At 30.3% G+C, this 14793-nt stretch carries 15 protein-coding genes; 7 read left to right on the top strand and 8 right to left on the bottom strand.

The features are described 5' to 3' along the window. Window positions 1-21 precede the first annotated feature (21 nt). A complete protein-coding gene (gene msrA / locus Q0678_RS02385; RefSeq protein ID WP_299053326.1) occupies window positions 22-672 on the top strand; it encodes a peptide-methionine (S)-S-oxide reductase MsrA in 651 nt (216 codons plus the stop codon). Between the two features lie 72 nt (window positions 673-744). On the opposite strand, the gene Q0678_RS02380 is transcribed toward msrA, so the two are convergent. From Q0678_RS02380 to rlmH, 5 genes are all read right to left on the bottom strand, one after another. Next, window positions 745-1782: a M28 family metallopeptidase gene (locus tag Q0678_RS02380; RefSeq protein ID WP_299053324.1), complete on the bottom strand. Its 1038-nt coding sequence runs from the start codon at window positions 1780-1782 to the stop codon at window positions 745-747. A 42-nt stretch (window positions 1783-1824) separates the two neighbouring features. Next, window positions 1825-2523: an ABC transporter ATP-binding protein gene (locus Q0678_RS02375; protein WP_367181482.1), complete on the bottom strand. Its 699-nt coding sequence runs from the start codon at window positions 2521-2523 to the stop codon at window positions 1825-1827. 136 nt (window positions 2524-2659) lie between these two features. Beyond that, window positions 2660-3688, bottom strand: a complete 1029-nt coding sequence (locus tag Q0678_RS02370) for an iron ABC transporter permease (RefSeq protein ID WP_299053320.1) — start codon at window positions 3686-3688, stop codon at window positions 2660-2662. Between the two features lie 71 nt (window positions 3689-3759). After that, window positions 3760-4341 carry a non-canonical purine NTP diphosphatase gene (locus Q0678_RS02365; RefSeq protein WP_299053318.1) on the bottom strand — a complete coding sequence of 194 codons (582 nt, stop codon included), beginning with the start codon at window positions 4339-4341 and terminating at the stop codon, window positions 3760-3762. A gap of 84 nt (window positions 4342-4425) precedes the next feature. Continuing rightward, on the bottom strand, window positions 4426-4899 hold the full coding sequence (gene rlmH / locus Q0678_RS02360; RefSeq protein ID WP_299053316.1) for a 23S rRNA (pseudouridine(1915)-N(3))-methyltransferase RlmH: 474 nt from the start codon (window positions 4897-4899) through the stop codon (window positions 4426-4428). A gap of 162 nt (window positions 4900-5061) precedes the next feature. Here rlmH and nadC point away from each other — a divergent pair, with 162 nt between their 5' ends. From nadC to Q0678_RS02330, 6 genes are all read left to right on the top strand, one after another. Further along, window positions 5062-5919 (top strand): carboxylating nicotinate-nucleotide diphosphorylase, encoded by an 858-nt coding sequence (nadC, locus tag Q0678_RS02355; RefSeq protein ID WP_299053314.1) that lies wholly within the window; start codon window positions 5062-5064, stop codon window positions 5917-5919. 30 nt (window positions 5920-5949) lie between these two features. Next, the gene (locus Q0678_RS02350; RefSeq protein ID WP_299053312.1) at window positions 5950-6522 is read left to right on the top strand and encodes a pentapeptide repeat-containing protein; all 573 of its coding nucleotides are present in this window, start codon (window positions 5950-5952) and stop codon (window positions 6520-6522) included. 2 nt (window positions 6523-6524) lie between these two features. Further along, window positions 6525-7463, top strand: coding sequence for a YihY/virulence factor BrkB family protein (locus tag Q0678_RS02345; RefSeq protein WP_299053310.1), 939 nt, complete (start codon window positions 6525-6527; stop codon window positions 7461-7463). Window positions 7464-7575: 112 nt separating this feature from the next. Next, window positions 7576-8940 (top strand): histidine--tRNA ligase, encoded by a 1365-nt coding sequence (hisS, locus tag Q0678_RS02340; protein WP_299053308.1) that lies wholly within the window; start codon window positions 7576-7578, stop codon window positions 8938-8940. Window positions 8941-9004: 64 nt separating this feature from the next. Further along, window positions 9005-9673, top strand: a complete 669-nt coding sequence (gene folE, locus Q0678_RS02335) for a GTP cyclohydrolase I FolE (RefSeq protein ID WP_299053305.1) — start codon at window positions 9005-9007, stop codon at window positions 9671-9673. Between the two features lie 15 nt (window positions 9674-9688). Continuing rightward, the gene (locus tag Q0678_RS02330; RefSeq protein ID WP_299053303.1) at window positions 9689-10252 is read left to right on the top strand and encodes an HNH endonuclease; all 564 of its coding nucleotides are present in this window, start codon (window positions 9689-9691) and stop codon (window positions 10250-10252) included. Between the two features lie 68 nt (window positions 10253-10320). On the opposite strand, the gene secA is transcribed toward Q0678_RS02330, so the two are convergent. From secA to Q0678_RS02315, 3 genes are all read right to left on the bottom strand, one after another. Beyond that, window positions 10321-13659: a preprotein translocase subunit SecA gene (secA, locus tag Q0678_RS02325; protein ID WP_299053301.1), complete on the bottom strand. Its 3339-nt coding sequence runs from the start codon at window positions 13657-13659 to the stop codon at window positions 10321-10323. 148 nt (window positions 13660-13807) lie between these two features. Continuing rightward, on the bottom strand, window positions 13808-14029 hold the full coding sequence (locus Q0678_RS02320; protein WP_299053299.1) for a DUF2795 domain-containing protein: 222 nt from the start codon (window positions 14027-14029) through the stop codon (window positions 13808-13810). Window positions 14030-14198: 169 nt separating this feature from the next. Further along, complete coding sequence (locus tag Q0678_RS02315; RefSeq protein ID WP_299053295.1) at window positions 14199-14771, bottom strand: cob(I)yrinic acid a,c-diamide adenosyltransferase; 573 nt, start codon at window positions 14769-14771, stop codon at window positions 14199-14201. Window positions 14772-14793: the final 22 nt, after the last annotated feature.

The following is a 14793-nucleotide window of genomic DNA, read 5'->3' as shown; positions in this document are numbered from 1 at the left end:
CCCCTTATAAATTATAAATAAATGAACGTTTTTAAATCTTTATTAATTGTAAATTTTATCTTTTTTTCTTTCAATACTTTTTCATTTTCGACTCCTTCGGTAAATGATATTATTGATGATAAACAGACAACGCAAACACTTAAAGTTGCTTATTTTGCGAGCGGTTGTTTTTGGTGTGTAGAAGCTATTTTTGAGAGTGTTATTGGTGTAGAAGAGGCTGTTTCTGGTTATGCTGGCGGATTTACGAAAAACCCAACATATCAATCAATAGGGTCTGGTAATACAGGCCATGCAGAAGCTGTAGCCGTTTATTACAATCCAGAAATAGTGTCTTTTAAAACCCTAGTAACTGTATTTTTTGGTTCTCATGATCCAACAACGGTAAACGGTCAGCATCCAGATTATGGTTCTCAATATAGATCAATAGCATTTTACAGCTCTGATCAAGAAAAGAATATTATAAAAAATGCTATTAGTAAACTTAATAAAGATATTTATGATGGTAAAATTGCTACAGAAGTAATGCCGTTTACAAAGTTTTACAAAGCGGAAGAATATCATCAAAATTTTGAGCGTAGAAACCCAAATCAATCTTATGTAAAAGCAGTTTCGATACCAAGATTAAATCGTTTTAAGAAAAAGTTTCCAGCCTTACTTAAATCGGAAGAGTAAGTATTTTTACTTTTAATCAATAAAAAACACCTCATTAATAATGAGGTGTTTTTTCTAATTATAAAGCTGTTTTTACTCCGTTAATTCGGCTTTGTCAGCTATAATTCTGGTTTCTTTATTGGCAATTTCCCAAGCAGTGTAAAATATTAATTGGGTTCTTTTTGCTAATAAGTCGTATTCAATTTTGTCTGGTGTGTCTGAAGGCTTATGATAATCTTCATGAGTACCATTAAAATAAAAAATTACGGGTACATTGTGTTTTGCAAAGTTGTAATGGTCAGATCTGTAATAAAAACGATTTGGGTCGTTTTCATCATTATAAGTATAGTCTAAATTAATATTGGTGTACTTCGTATTCATTTCTTCTGATACTTCGTGCAACTCTGTACTTAACTTATCTGAACCAATTAAATACAAATAATTAGTATCTAAAGCGTGCGCTTCATCAATTCTACCAATCATATCGATATTTAAATTACAAACGGTGTTTGCTAAAGGGAATGTTGGGTTTTCTGTATAATATTTAGACCCCAATAAACCCTTTTCTTCTCCGGTAACATGTAAAAATAAAATAGATCTTTTAGGACTTCTTCCGTCTTTTACCGCTTTCTTAAATGCTTCTGCTATTTCTAAAATAGCCATAGATCCAGAGCCATCGTCATCTGCACCATTGTAAATTTTTCCGTCTTTTACACCTTCATGATCTAAATGGGCAGAAATTACAATAACTTCATCTGGTTTTTCAGAACCTTTGATAAAAGCCAAAACATTTTCTGAGTCTTTTAATGTTCCTCTACGTGCATTTTTATTTAACCATTCTGATGATACTTCCTGAAAATAATCGTCTTTACCTAACGGAGAGGCAATTTTTTGATTTACATAAAAGTCTTTTAAATAATTAACTGCTTTTTTTTGCCCTAGTTCACCTGTATTTCTTCCTTCAAACTCATCAGAAGCAAATATGTATAAATGAGTTTTTAGGTCTTCTGCAGTAATTGTAGAGGCATATTTTGCAGCATAATTTTTATTGTTGTCTTTTTCTGTATTGTTTTTAACAGTGTAACAGCCTACAAAAATTGATAAGCCAAAAAGGTAAAATAATTTTTTCATTGGTTTTAGAATATAGTTGTTTAAATAAAAATAACTCCAAATTTAACTTTTGTTGATTACAAATTGTTGTAAGGTTTTGTTAAATTTAATAAGATTTTTTGGAAATAAATTATCAAATGCATTGTTTTTAGTCAATTCTTCAGCAGATCCCGAGGTTATAAATTGATCATTTAAAAGAATAATTTGATCTGCTAATTGAATACTTAAATTAATTTCATGTGATGATATAATGATCGTTTTTTGAGTTTTTGTGACTAATTTTTTTAATAAAGAAAAAACTTTTAGTGTTTGATGCATGTCTAAATGAGCAGTAGGTTCGTCTAATATAATAATCTCGGTATCTTGTGCCAAGGCTCTTGCAATTAAAACTGTTTGTAATTGACCGTCACTTAATTGATAAAAATACTTGTTTTTAAGGTGTTCTATTTCTGTATTTTTGATGGCAGTCTCTATTTTTTCAATATCAATATCAGAGAGTGTATCAATCCAATTGGTGTAAGGCTGTCTGCCTAAAGCAATAATTTCATAAACTGTTAATTGGCTCTCTGGCAATTTTTCTGTTAACACTAAACTTAATTTTTTAGCTATTTTTTTCTCTGAAAAATTTTTAATGTTTGTTTGATTCAGTAAAACTTCGCCAGATATTGGTTTGTGAACCTTAGAAAGTGTTTTTAATAGCGTAGATTTCCCTATTCCATTTTTACCCAGAATAGTTATCAGTTTTCCTTTTTCTATAGACAGGTTTACATCAGAAAAAAGAATTAGATCTTCTTTTTTGTTGTGATAACCAATCGATAATTTTTCGGTTTCTAAAATTATATTTTCTTTATTATGTTTGATTTTTTTATTTTTAGTTGATAAATTTCAAATATACACTTTACACAAAAGTTCTTTTTTTTCTAACAAGTAGCCAAATTACAACAGGTGCGCCTAATAGAGAAGTAATTGCATTTATTGGCAATGTAAACTCACTAGTTGGTAATTGTGCAATCATGTCGCAAATTAACATTGCAATAGCACCAATTAAAGCTGTTGCTGGTAATAATATTTTGTGGTTGGCGCTAGAAAATAACATTCTAGCTACATGAGGTATAGCAAGTCCTATAAAGGCAATTGGGCCCGAGAAAGCAGTAATTACCCCTGTTAAAATACTGGTAATTATTAAAATAATATTTCTACTTTTCTTTACATTAATTCCGAGACTTTTAGCATAATTTTCTCCCAATAAAAAACTGTTCAAAGGTTTTGTTACAGCGATTGATCCTATAATTCCGATGCTATAAATAATTGCAAAAACGCCAATTTCATTCCAAGTTAAATTACCTAAACTTCCAAAAGACCAAAATAGGTATTGTTGTATTTGAGCGGCTTCAGAAAAATAAGCTAAAACGCTAATTATAGCCGCAGTTAAACTACCAAACATTAACCCTATTATTAAAATAGACATGGTATTTCTAACTTTATTTGCAGCAATAATAACTGCTGATAAAACTAAAAAAGCACCAAGACTTGCTGCAATTGGTAAAGAAAATGAGGCTGCTGAACTGTTTGATAAAAAACCGCCAAAAATAGTTGTTCCTAAAATTAAAATGGCAACACCTAAACTGGCGCCAGAAGAGATACCCAATACAAAAGGCCCTGCTAACGGATTTCTGAATAACGTTTGCATTAATAATCCACAAATAGAGAGGCCAGAACCTACCAATACAGCGGTAATTGCTTTTGGTAAACGAAAATTTAAGATAATGGTTTCCCAACTTTCTTTACAAGGTACACCGCCTAATAAGGTGTTAAAAATATCTTTAAACGGTATTGAAACAGAACCTAAACTGATATTAATAACAAACAAAAAAACCAGTAAAACTGATAAAATTATAAAGTGTTTTGTGTACTTCTTTTGTTTCATATATGCATATCTGGTTTGGCAAAGTTTAAATAACTTACATCAAACATTTGTTTTTGCTAAAAAACACAAACTTACGATTTATAGTCTGTTAAAAAATCTACTAACTTCTGAATTGCAATTCCTCTGTGAGAAATTTTGTTTTTTTCTTCTGATTTCATTTGAGCAAAAGAATTTGAAAAGCCTACAGGTTTAAAAATAGGGTCGTAGCCAAAACCTTTTTCACCCTGTTTTTTACTTAAAATTTCTCCTTTACAAACTCCTTCAAAAAGAGTTTGTTTCCCGTCTAAATTTAAGCAAATTGCCGTTCTAAATTGTGCTTTTCTATTTTCTTTATCATTTAATTCAGCTAATAATTTTTGCATATTATTTTCTGAGTTTGTCGGTACGCCAGCGTATCTTGCAGAATAAACGCCAGGTTTACCTTCTAAAATATCTACTTCTAAACCTGTATCGTCTGCAAAACAATTATAACCAAATTTATCTGTAATATAATTTGCTTTAAGTTTAGCATTTCCTTGTAAAGTAGTCTCTGTTTCGGCTACTTCATCAAAACAATTAATGTCTTCTAAGCTCAATAATTCAATAGAACTTGGCAACATTTCTTGTACTTCTTTTAGTTTATTTAGATTGTTAGTAGCAAAAACTAATTTCATTTTATTGGTTGTATTTGATAGTCAAAGTTACAAAGTTTTTATTCCTTCAATTTTAAAATTTGAGAAGAAATACTATTATTAATTTTATTCGTGATGATATGGTTCATTTTTTAAAATAGTAAAACCTCGGTATAGTTGTTCAACAATAAATAAACGAATCATTTGGTGAGAAAATGTCATTTTAGAAAGAGATATTTTTCCTGTCGATTTAGCATATACAGCATCAGAAAAACCATATGGGCCACCAATTACCAAAACCAGTTGTTTGATTCCTGCATTCATTTTTTTCTGAAGGTATTTAGAAAATTCGATAGAGGTAAAATGTTTTCCTTTATCATCTAACAAAACCAATTGGTCTGTATTTTGTAATTTATTTAAAATAAGATCACCTTCTTTTTCTTTCTGCTGAACTTCGCTTAAATTTTTTACATTTTTTATGTCGGGTATAATTTCTAACTCAAACTTTATATAATGTTTTAATCTCTTTTGATATTCATCAATCAATTGAATTAAATTTTTATTGTCAGTTTTACCAATGGCTAGTAATTTAATTTTCATTTGTTGTCTGGTCGAGCGCAGTCGGAACCTTATTAAAACCTCTCGACTGCGCTCGAGGAGACAATATTGTCGGCACAAATTTATTAGTTTTAATACATAAAAACATCAGAAGTAGTAAAAAAATGAAAATCATTGTTATTTTTACATCAGAATAGATGAAATATGATATCAAAAAAACAATTTGAAAAAGAACTAGAGTTAATAATTGCCAATGCTATTAGAGAAGATATTGGAGATGGAGATCATACATCGCTTTCTTGTATTCCAAAAGAAGCAACTGGTAAAGCAAAACTTTTGGTAAAAGAAGAAGGAATTATAGCAGGAGTAGCATTTGCAAAACAAGTTTTTGCTTATGTAGATGCAGATCTAAAAGTAGAAACCTTTATAAATGATGGTGAAAAGGTTCACTTTGGAGATGTTGTTTTTCATGTTTCAGGTAAATCACAATCGATTTTAATGGCAGAGCGTTTGGTGTTAAATGCCATGCAAAGAATGAGTGCAATAGCAACAAAAACTACTTTTTTTGCTAATTTATTAAAAGGTACAAAAACGAAAGTTTTAGATACCAGAAAAACAACCCCAGGTATTAGAGCTTTAGAAAAATGGGCGGTAAAAATTGGTGGCGGTGAAAACCATCGATTCGCATTGTATGATATGGTAATGATAAAAGACAACCATATCGATTTTGCTGGCGGAATAACAGCTGCAATTACAAAAACAAAACAATATTTAGCAGACAAAGGTTTAGATATAAAAATAATTGTAGAGGCGAGAAGTATAGAAGAAATTAAAGAAATTTTAAAGAATAAAGGTGTTTATAGAATTTTAATTGACAACTTTAATTATGAAGATACCAAAAAAGCAGTTGCTTTAATAGGGGATACCTGTTTAACTGAATCTTCTGGTGGTATCAATGAAAAAACCATTAGAAAATATGCAGAATGTGGAGTAGATTTTATCTCTTCGGGCGCATTAACACACTCTGTTTATAATTTAGATTTGAGTTTAAAAGCAATTTAAAGCGTGCTTTAATTTTACATAAATACAGCAATGACGCACAATTATTTTGATACAGAAATATATTCAAAAATAGATTTTACCAAAACAAAAATTAAGAAAGGGGAGTACGATAATTGTACATTTAAAAACTGTAATTTCGAAAATGTACATGCCTCTAATATTCAGTTTGTAGAGTGTGAATTTATAGATTGTAACTTTAGCAATACGATTGTAAAAGACACCGCCTTTAAAGATGTAGTTTTTACTAATTGCAAAATGATAGGTGTAAAGTTTAATGAAGTAGACCCTTTTTTATTACAGGTCAGTTTTAAAGATTGTTTGTTAAATTTAGCCTCTTTTTATCAGCTAAAAATACCAAATACCCAATTTAAAGATTGTAATTTACAAGAAGTAGATTTTACAGAAACTACATTAACAAATTCTTTTTTTGGTAATTGCGATTTAAAAAATGCTATTTTTGAGAATAGCAATTTAGAAAAGTCAGATTTTTTGACAGCGACTAATTTTGGAATTAATCCTGAAGAAAATAAGTTAAAAGGAGCAAAGTTTAGTAGAGATACGGTTGATGGATTGTTACTAAAACATAAAATTATCATACGTTAATAATGAGTAAAGAAATTGAAGAAAAGTTAAAAAAAATACCAATTTTAAATATTTTGGTGACTTTCTTGCAAAAAATAAAAGTACCAGGTTTAAAAGGAATGACTTTATACGATGTCTTAGAAATGTATACAGTTGGTATTGTTAGAGGAGCATTAACAACAAGAGCTGGCGGTATTGCATTCAGTTTTTTTATGGCAGTATTTCCCTTTTTATTATTCATTTTAACATTAATACCATACATACCTATAGAAGGTTTTCAGGAAGGATTATTCTCTTTTATTAAAGAAATTTTACCTCCGCAAACCTTCGATGCTGTTAATACCGTTCTGGTAGATATTATAAACAATCAATACGGAGGCTTACTTTCTTTTGGTTTTTTATTGTCGATTTTCTTAATGACCAATGGTGTTAATGCAATTTTTGGAGGTTTCGAATATTCTTATCATGTTACAGATGTTAGAAATGTATTTAAAAGTTACTTTATTTCTTTAGGAGTTTCATTGTTGATGTCTTTTTTCTTAATAGTAACTATAATTTCACTTATTTTATATCAAGTAGCTTTGTCTAAGATTGATGAAAAAGGTTGGTTTAATACCAACGATTTAAATCTGTTTTTTTTAGGAAAAGGACTCTTGTTTTTAATGATGATTTTTACAATTGTTGCATTATTATTTAGATATGGTACCAAACAAGGTAAAGAAACCAAGTTTTTTTCTGCTGGGGCACTTTTAACTACTGTAGTTTCTTTATTTACATTTTATTTATTCGGAATTTATGTTGTTAAATTTGCGCAATACAATCAATTATATGGCTCAATTGGTACCCTTTTAATATTGATGCTTTTTGTTTGGTTAAATTCAATAATACTTTTATTAGGTTTCGAGTTAAATGCTTCTTTATATAGTTTAAGACATCAAAATAAAAGCTTCAAGAAACTTTAAAAAAGTATAATTTTCACGATATTTGTATCCGCAATTCATAATGACAAGTGTTGAGTTTTAAGTTATGAGTGATTTCACCATAAACTAAAAGCCAAAAACTAAAAACTATTTAATGAAACCAAGCATTCCAAAAGGAACCAGAGATTTTTCGCCGACCGAAGTTGCTAATCGAACCTACATCATCAATACAATAAAAGAGAGTTTTCAAACATTTGGTTTTCAGCCAATAGAGACTCCTAGTTTCGAGAACTCAGCGACTTTAATGGGTAAGTATGGAGAAGAAGGAGATCGTTTGATATTTAAAATTTTAAATTCTGGCGATTTTTTAAAGAAAGCAGACGAGAAACTTTTATCAAACAAAAACAGTTTAAAAGTTACTTCTCAAATATCAGAAAAAGCCTTAAGATATGATCTTACAGTGCCTTTTGCAAGGTATGTTGTTCAGCATCAAAATGAAATTACATTTCCTTTTAAAAGATATCAAATTCAACCAGTTTGGCGTGCAGATAGACCTCAAAAAGGTCGTTTTAGAGAATTTTTTCAATGCGATGCAGATGTAGTAGGTAGCGAGTCGTTATGGCAAGAAGTAGATTTTATTCAGTTGTATGATGCCGTTTTTACAAAATTAGGTTTGTCTGGTACAACCATCAAAATTAATAATAGAAAAATATTGTCTGGTATTGCAGAAGTCATTGGTGCAAAAGACAAATTAATTGATTTTACTGTTGCCTTAGATAAGTTAGATAAAATAGGTCAAGAAAAAGTAGAAACAGAAATGTTATCTAAAGGAATTTCTTCTGATGCCATAAAAAAAGTACAACCATTATTTTCTTTTAATGGCACAAATTCTGAAAACTTAGATGCTTTAGCAACAATGTTACAAGCATCAGAAGAAGGAACAAAAGGAGTAGAAGAGTTGCGTTTTATAATCAATTCAATCAAAGAGTTAGGTTTAAAAACCGCTAATTTAGAGATAGATGTAACTTTAGCAAGAGGCTTAAATTATTACACAGGTGCAATTTTTGAAGTTGCTGCTCCAGAAGGTGTAAAAATGGGCTCTATTGGTGGAGGAGGAAGATATGATGATTTAACAGGTATATTTGGATTAAAAGATGTTTCTGGTGTTGGTGTTTCTTTCGGATTAGACAGAATTTATCTTGTTTTAGAGGAGTTAGACTTGTTTAAAAAAGTAGACAACCCAAAACCTAAAATTGTTTTCTTAAATTTTGATGCATCTAATGATTTTACTAAAATGAAAGCCATTAAATTTTTAAGAGAACATGGTATTAAGGCAGAGTTTTATCCTGATTTAGGTGAAAGTAATAAGCAACAAAAAAAACAATGGAAGTATGTCTCTAGTAGAGCAATTGAATTTGTTGTTTCTGGTGTTGAAAATGATGACTTTATTCTAAAAAACATGATTTCAGGAGAACAATTAAATTGTTCTTTATCAGATTTATTAGAAAAATTAAAATAATACGTAGTAAACTCGTAAATTTGCAGTATAACTAACGATTGAAATGTTTGAATTGAGTAGCAAAATGAATGACGAAAGAATTGAAGAAATAGGTGAGAACCATGTTGGTACATCGGCAAAGACCCCTTTAAGAGCAGATGCTTTTGATATTACTGATGAACAGAAAATAGAAAAAATACAAGAAAGTGTTAAAGATATTTTAACTACTTTAGGAATGGATTTATCTGATGATAGTTTACAAGGTACTCCTAAAAGAGTTGCTAAAGCTTTTGTAAATGAGTTGTTTATGGGTTTAAATCCAAAAAATAAACCTAAGGCATCTACATTTGATAATAACTATAATTATGGTGAAATGTTGGTAGAAAAAAACATTGTTGTTTATTCTACTTGCGAGCATCATTTACTACCAATTATTGGTAGAGCACATGTAGCTTATATTTCTGATGGAAAGGTTATCGGTTTGTCTAAAATGAATAGAATTGTAGAATATTTTGCTAAAAGGCCACAAGTTCAAGAGCGTTTAACAATGCAAGTGGTACAGGCAATGCAAGAAGCCTTGGGCACACAAGATGTTGCATGTGTTATTGATGCAAAACATTTATGTGTAAATTCTAGAGGAATAAAAGACATAGAAAGCTCTACAGTTACCGCAGAATTTGGTGGTAAATTTAAAGAAAAAGATAGAAAACGTGAGTTTTTAGATTACCTTAAAATGGATACAAATTTCGATTAATTTTAAAACAAGTATATGATTCGTAATTCCCCCGACGAACAATGGAAAGATATTAAATTTAAAAAAGGCATAGATCAAGATCAGAAATTTAGAATTTCTACCTTAGGTAGAGTTTTAAAATTGAAAGATGCAGATTATAGTTTGGTTAAAGATAGTTTTATAAATGGCTATTTAATTTTAAACGTTAAAAGAGAGCCTGGTACTAAATTTAAAAATAAGTCTACTTCACTTTATATACACAAGCTAATGGCAGATGCTTTTTTAGAAAAGCCAGAAGATGCTGTTTGTGTTCTTCATTTAGACTACGATAAAAAAAACAATAAACTCTCTAATTTAAAGTGGGCAACCAAAAGAGAAAAAGAACTGCATCAATTTGCAAATCCTTTTTATGAAAAAAGAGGTAAATTTATACCTACCTCAAAATTATCAGAAGGAAGGGTTCGATTGATAAAGAGAAAATTATTTGACCCAAATAGAAGAACTCGTTTAAAAATGATTGCCAAGCAGTTTGGTGTTTCTACCATGCAGTTGCATAGAATTAAAACAGGTGAAAATTGGGGGCACATAACCGATTTTTAATTTCAATTTTACAACATAAAAAAACCGTTTAGAAATTTTCTAAACGGTTTTTATTTTTGTTGATTATTTTATTGATTAACAATTACCCAATCTCCTTTTTCGATTAGTGGTATTGCTTGTTTGTATTTTACTTCTTTTTCTTCTCCGCTCATTACATTTTTTATAGTAACTCTTTCATTTCTACCAACTTTTGGATGCTCTCTAGTGATGGTTTCTACAGGCTCTGATTGCTGTTTAGAGTTTTGAATAGCCTGTTCTGTAGAGTTTTGAACGTCTGCTTTACTGGTGTTTAAGCGTTCTCTTTTCTGTTGCTGAGCTGCAGAAATCTGACTTCTATCTTGTGCAGGTAATTCTCCTTTAAATAAGAAAGACAATACTTCTCTGTTTATTTCATCAACAGTAGTTTTAAACAATTCAAACGCTTCGAATTTATAAATTAATAAAGGGTCTTTTTGTTCGTAAGAAGCATTTTGTACAGACTGTTTTAAATCATCCATTTTACGTAAATGATCTTTCCAATTTTCATCTATAATTGCAAGCGTAATATTTTTCTCGAAGTCTGTAACCAAAGATTTCCCTTCACTTTCATAAGCTTCTTTTAAATTGGTTACTACCTGTAAAGATTTTGTACCATCTGTAAAAGGAACAACTATTCTTTCATATTTGTCACCTTCGTTTTCAAAAACATCTTTTATTACTGGAAATGCTAACACAGCATTTCTTTCTATTTTATTTTTGTAATGTTTGGCAACCTCATTGTAAAGTATGTCTGCTAATTCTTTTTCAGACTTTTTACCAAATTCTTCTTCATTAAATGGTGATGTCATTGAAGAAAAACGAATCAATTCAAATTCAAAATTCTGAAAGTCTTTTGCCGCTTTATTATTATTTATAATTGACTCGCAGGTATCATAAATCATGTTTGCAATATCTACTTGTAAACGTTTACCGTCTAATGCATGGCGTCTTCTCTTATAAACAAACTCTCTTTGAGCGTTCATAATATCATCATATTCTAGTAAACGTTTACGAATACCAAAATTGTTTTCTTCTACTTTCTTCTGTGCTCTTTCGATAGACTTGGTAATCATAGAGTGTTGTATAACTTCTCCTTCTTTTAATCCCATTCTATCCATCATCTTGGCAATTCTATCAGAACCAAAAAGACGCATTAAATTATCATCTAATGCTACATAAAACTGTGTAGAACCAATGTCTCCTTGTCTTCCGGCACGTCCTCTAAGTTGTCTATCTACTCGTCTAGAATCGTGTCTTTCTGTACCAATAATAGCCAAACCACCATATTCTTTTACCTCATTAGATAATTTTATATCTGTACCACGACCAGCCATATTTGTAGCAATTGTAACCACACCAGGATTACCTGCTGCTGCAACAACATCAGCTTCTCTTTTGTGTAATTTTGCATTTAAAATATTGTGCGGTATTTTACGCATTTGCAACATTCTACCTAGTAATTCTGAAATTTCTACAGAAGTTGTACCAACTAAAACGGGTCTTTTTTGCTCTACTAATGTAACAATGTCTTCAATTACAGCATTGTATTTTTCTCTTGCAGTTTTATAGATTAAATCTTCTTTATCGTCTCTTAAAATAGGTTTGTTAGTTGGTATTTCTACCACATCTAATTTATAGATTTCCCATAATTCTCCAGCTTCTGTAATAGCGGTACCTGTCATACCAGACAGTTTTCTGTACATTCTAAAGTAATTCTGTAATGTTACCGTAGCAAATGTTTGAGTAGCATCTTCAATTTTTACATTTTCTTTTGCTTCAATTGCTTGGTGTAATCCGTCAGAGTAACGACGGCCATCCATAATACGACCTGTTTGCTCATCAACAATCATTACTTTATTATCCATTACAACGTACTCTACATCTTTTTCAAAAACAGTGTATGCTTTTAAAAGTTGGTTCATTGTATGTATACGTTCACTTTTAATGCTAAAATCTTTGTAAAGAGCTTCTTTTTGAATTGCTTTTTCTTCCAAAGACTCTTCCGAAGTATCAATTTCTCCTATTTTTACACCAATATCTGGTAATACAAAGAAGTTGTCATTTGCTGTTTTTTCAGACAAATGTGCTATTCCTTTATCGGTTAAATCAATTTGATTATTTTTTTCTTCTACAACAAACCATAAATCTTTATCTACTTCTGGCATCAACTTGTTGTTATCTTGCATGTAGTAGTTTTCTGTTTTCTGCAAAATTTGTTTAACACCTTCTTTTGATAAAAATTTAATAAGTGCTTTGTTTTTTGGCAATCCTCTGTATACTCTTAGTAATAAAAAACCACCATCTTTGTCATTGCCTTCTGCTATTAATTTTTTTGCTTCAGCAAAAACACCTACAAGATGTTGTTTTTGTAAACTAACAATATCAGATACTAAAGGTTTAAGTTCATTAAACTCGTGTCTGTCTCCTTGAGGTACAGGGCCAGAAATAATTAAAGGAGTTCTTGCATCATCAATTAAAACAGAATCTACCTCATCTATAATAGCGTAATTTGGTGTTCTTTGTACTAAATCATCTTTAGAACTAGCCATATTATCACGTAAATAATCGAAACCAAATTCGTTATTTGTTCCATAAGTTATATCAGCATTATAAGCTTTTCTTCTAGCGTCTGAGTTTGGTTGATGATAGTCTATACAATCTGTTGTAAAGCCATGAAATTCGAAGATTGGCCCCATCCAAGCTTTATCACGTTTTGCTAAGTAGTCATTTACGGTAACTAAATGAACGCCGTTTCCTGTTAATGCATTTAGATAAACGGGTAGGGTAGAAACTAGGGTTTTTCCTTCTCCTGTCATCATTTCGGCAACTTTTCCTTGGTGTAATACAGAGCCACCAATAAGTTGTACATCATAATGAATCATGTCCCAAGTAATTGGTTTACCTGCGGCATCCCATGAGTTAGCCCAGATTGCTTTGTCTTCTTTTAAAGAAACATTCTCTCTTTCTACAGAAATTTCTCTATCATAAGGTGTTGCAGTTACTTCTAAAAACTCATTTTCTGCAAAACGTTTAGCAGTTTCTTTTACTACGGCAAAAGCTGCTGGCATTATTTTAATTAATGTTGCTTCTGAAACAGTGTAAGACTCATCTTTTAAAACATCTATTTCGTTATAGATATCTTCTTGACGATCAATATCTGCTATTTTTGCTTCTTCTTCTAAGGCTAAAATTTTATCATCGAAATCTTTTGTAGCTTCTTTAATTAAAGCTTTAAATTCGATCGTTTTTGCTCGAAGTTCATCGTTTGATAATTTAGAAAAAGTAGCTTCAAATTTTTTAACATCTTCTACAACGGGTTGTAACCCTTTTAAATCTTTTTGTTGTTTGTCTCCTACAAAAAGTTTAATAACTGAATTTATAATGCTCATGTGTTTTCTATATTTTTAGTAACAGTTTTATCTGTTACATTATTTTATTGTAAATCAAGAGTTTAAAAACCTGATTTTTTAATATTATTAAGCCTGAGTTAAAACCAAAAAAAAGCCTCTTTAGAGACTTTTTGTATTGTTTTAATTTTTAATATTCATCTTCGTTCCAAAGATAATCATCTTCGGTGGGGTAATCTGGCCAGATTTCTATGATAGAATCGTAAGAGTCACCTTCGTCTTCAATATCTTGTAGGTTTTCTACTACTTCTAAAGGAGAACCGGTTCTAATAGCGTAATCTATTAATTCGTCTTTGGTTGCTGGCCAAGGTGCATCTGCTAAATAAGATGCTAATTCTAATGTCCAATACATTTCTTATTGTTTAATTTTGTGCAAAAATAATTTTTTTACCTAATTATGCAAGTCTTTTTTAAGAAATTTACGGTTAACTAAAAATATTTTTCAATAAAAACCTTTTAAACAGTGTTTTATGGTTTGAATAAAATTTATTTTCAATTAAAATCGATAAAAAAAGAACTTATTAATTTTTTTCGGGAATCCATTTAATTTCTTCAACTCCTAAATCTTTGGTCAATTTTCGTGCCAACATAAAAAGATAGTCAGATAGGCGGTTTAGGTATATAATTACCTCATTTTGTATTGTTTCTTGATCGTTTAATTCAACAGTTAAACGTTCTGCTCGTCTACATACGCATCTTGCTACGTGACAAAATGACACCGCTTGATGACCACCTGGTAATATAAAATGGGTCATTTGAGAAAGTACTGCATCCATTTTATCTATTTCTTGTTCTAAAAATAGAACAGAATTGTTATTTATTTTTGGAATGTTTAAACGCTCTTTCCCATTTTTTAGTGTTTCTTTATCTGTTGGTGTTGCCAACATTGCACCTAAAGTAAATAACTCTGTTTGTATTTTTAACAAAGAATTTTTAACGTCTTTGCTAATGTCTTGGTCTTTAATTAAACCGATGTAAGAGTTTAACTCATCTACGGTGCCATAACTTTCTATTCTTAAATTGTATTTTTTAACTCTTGTGCCTCCAAAAAGGGACGTTGTGCCAGTATCACCTGTTTTTGTATATATTTTCATCTAAAATTAAGTGTCTATTTGT

It is taken from the genome of uncultured Polaribacter sp., assembly GCF_947497125.1.
GTDB lineage: Bacteria > Bacteroidota > Bacteroidia > Flavobacteriales > Flavobacteriaceae > Polaribacter.
This window is presented reverse-complemented; position numbering and strand designations above follow the sequence as displayed.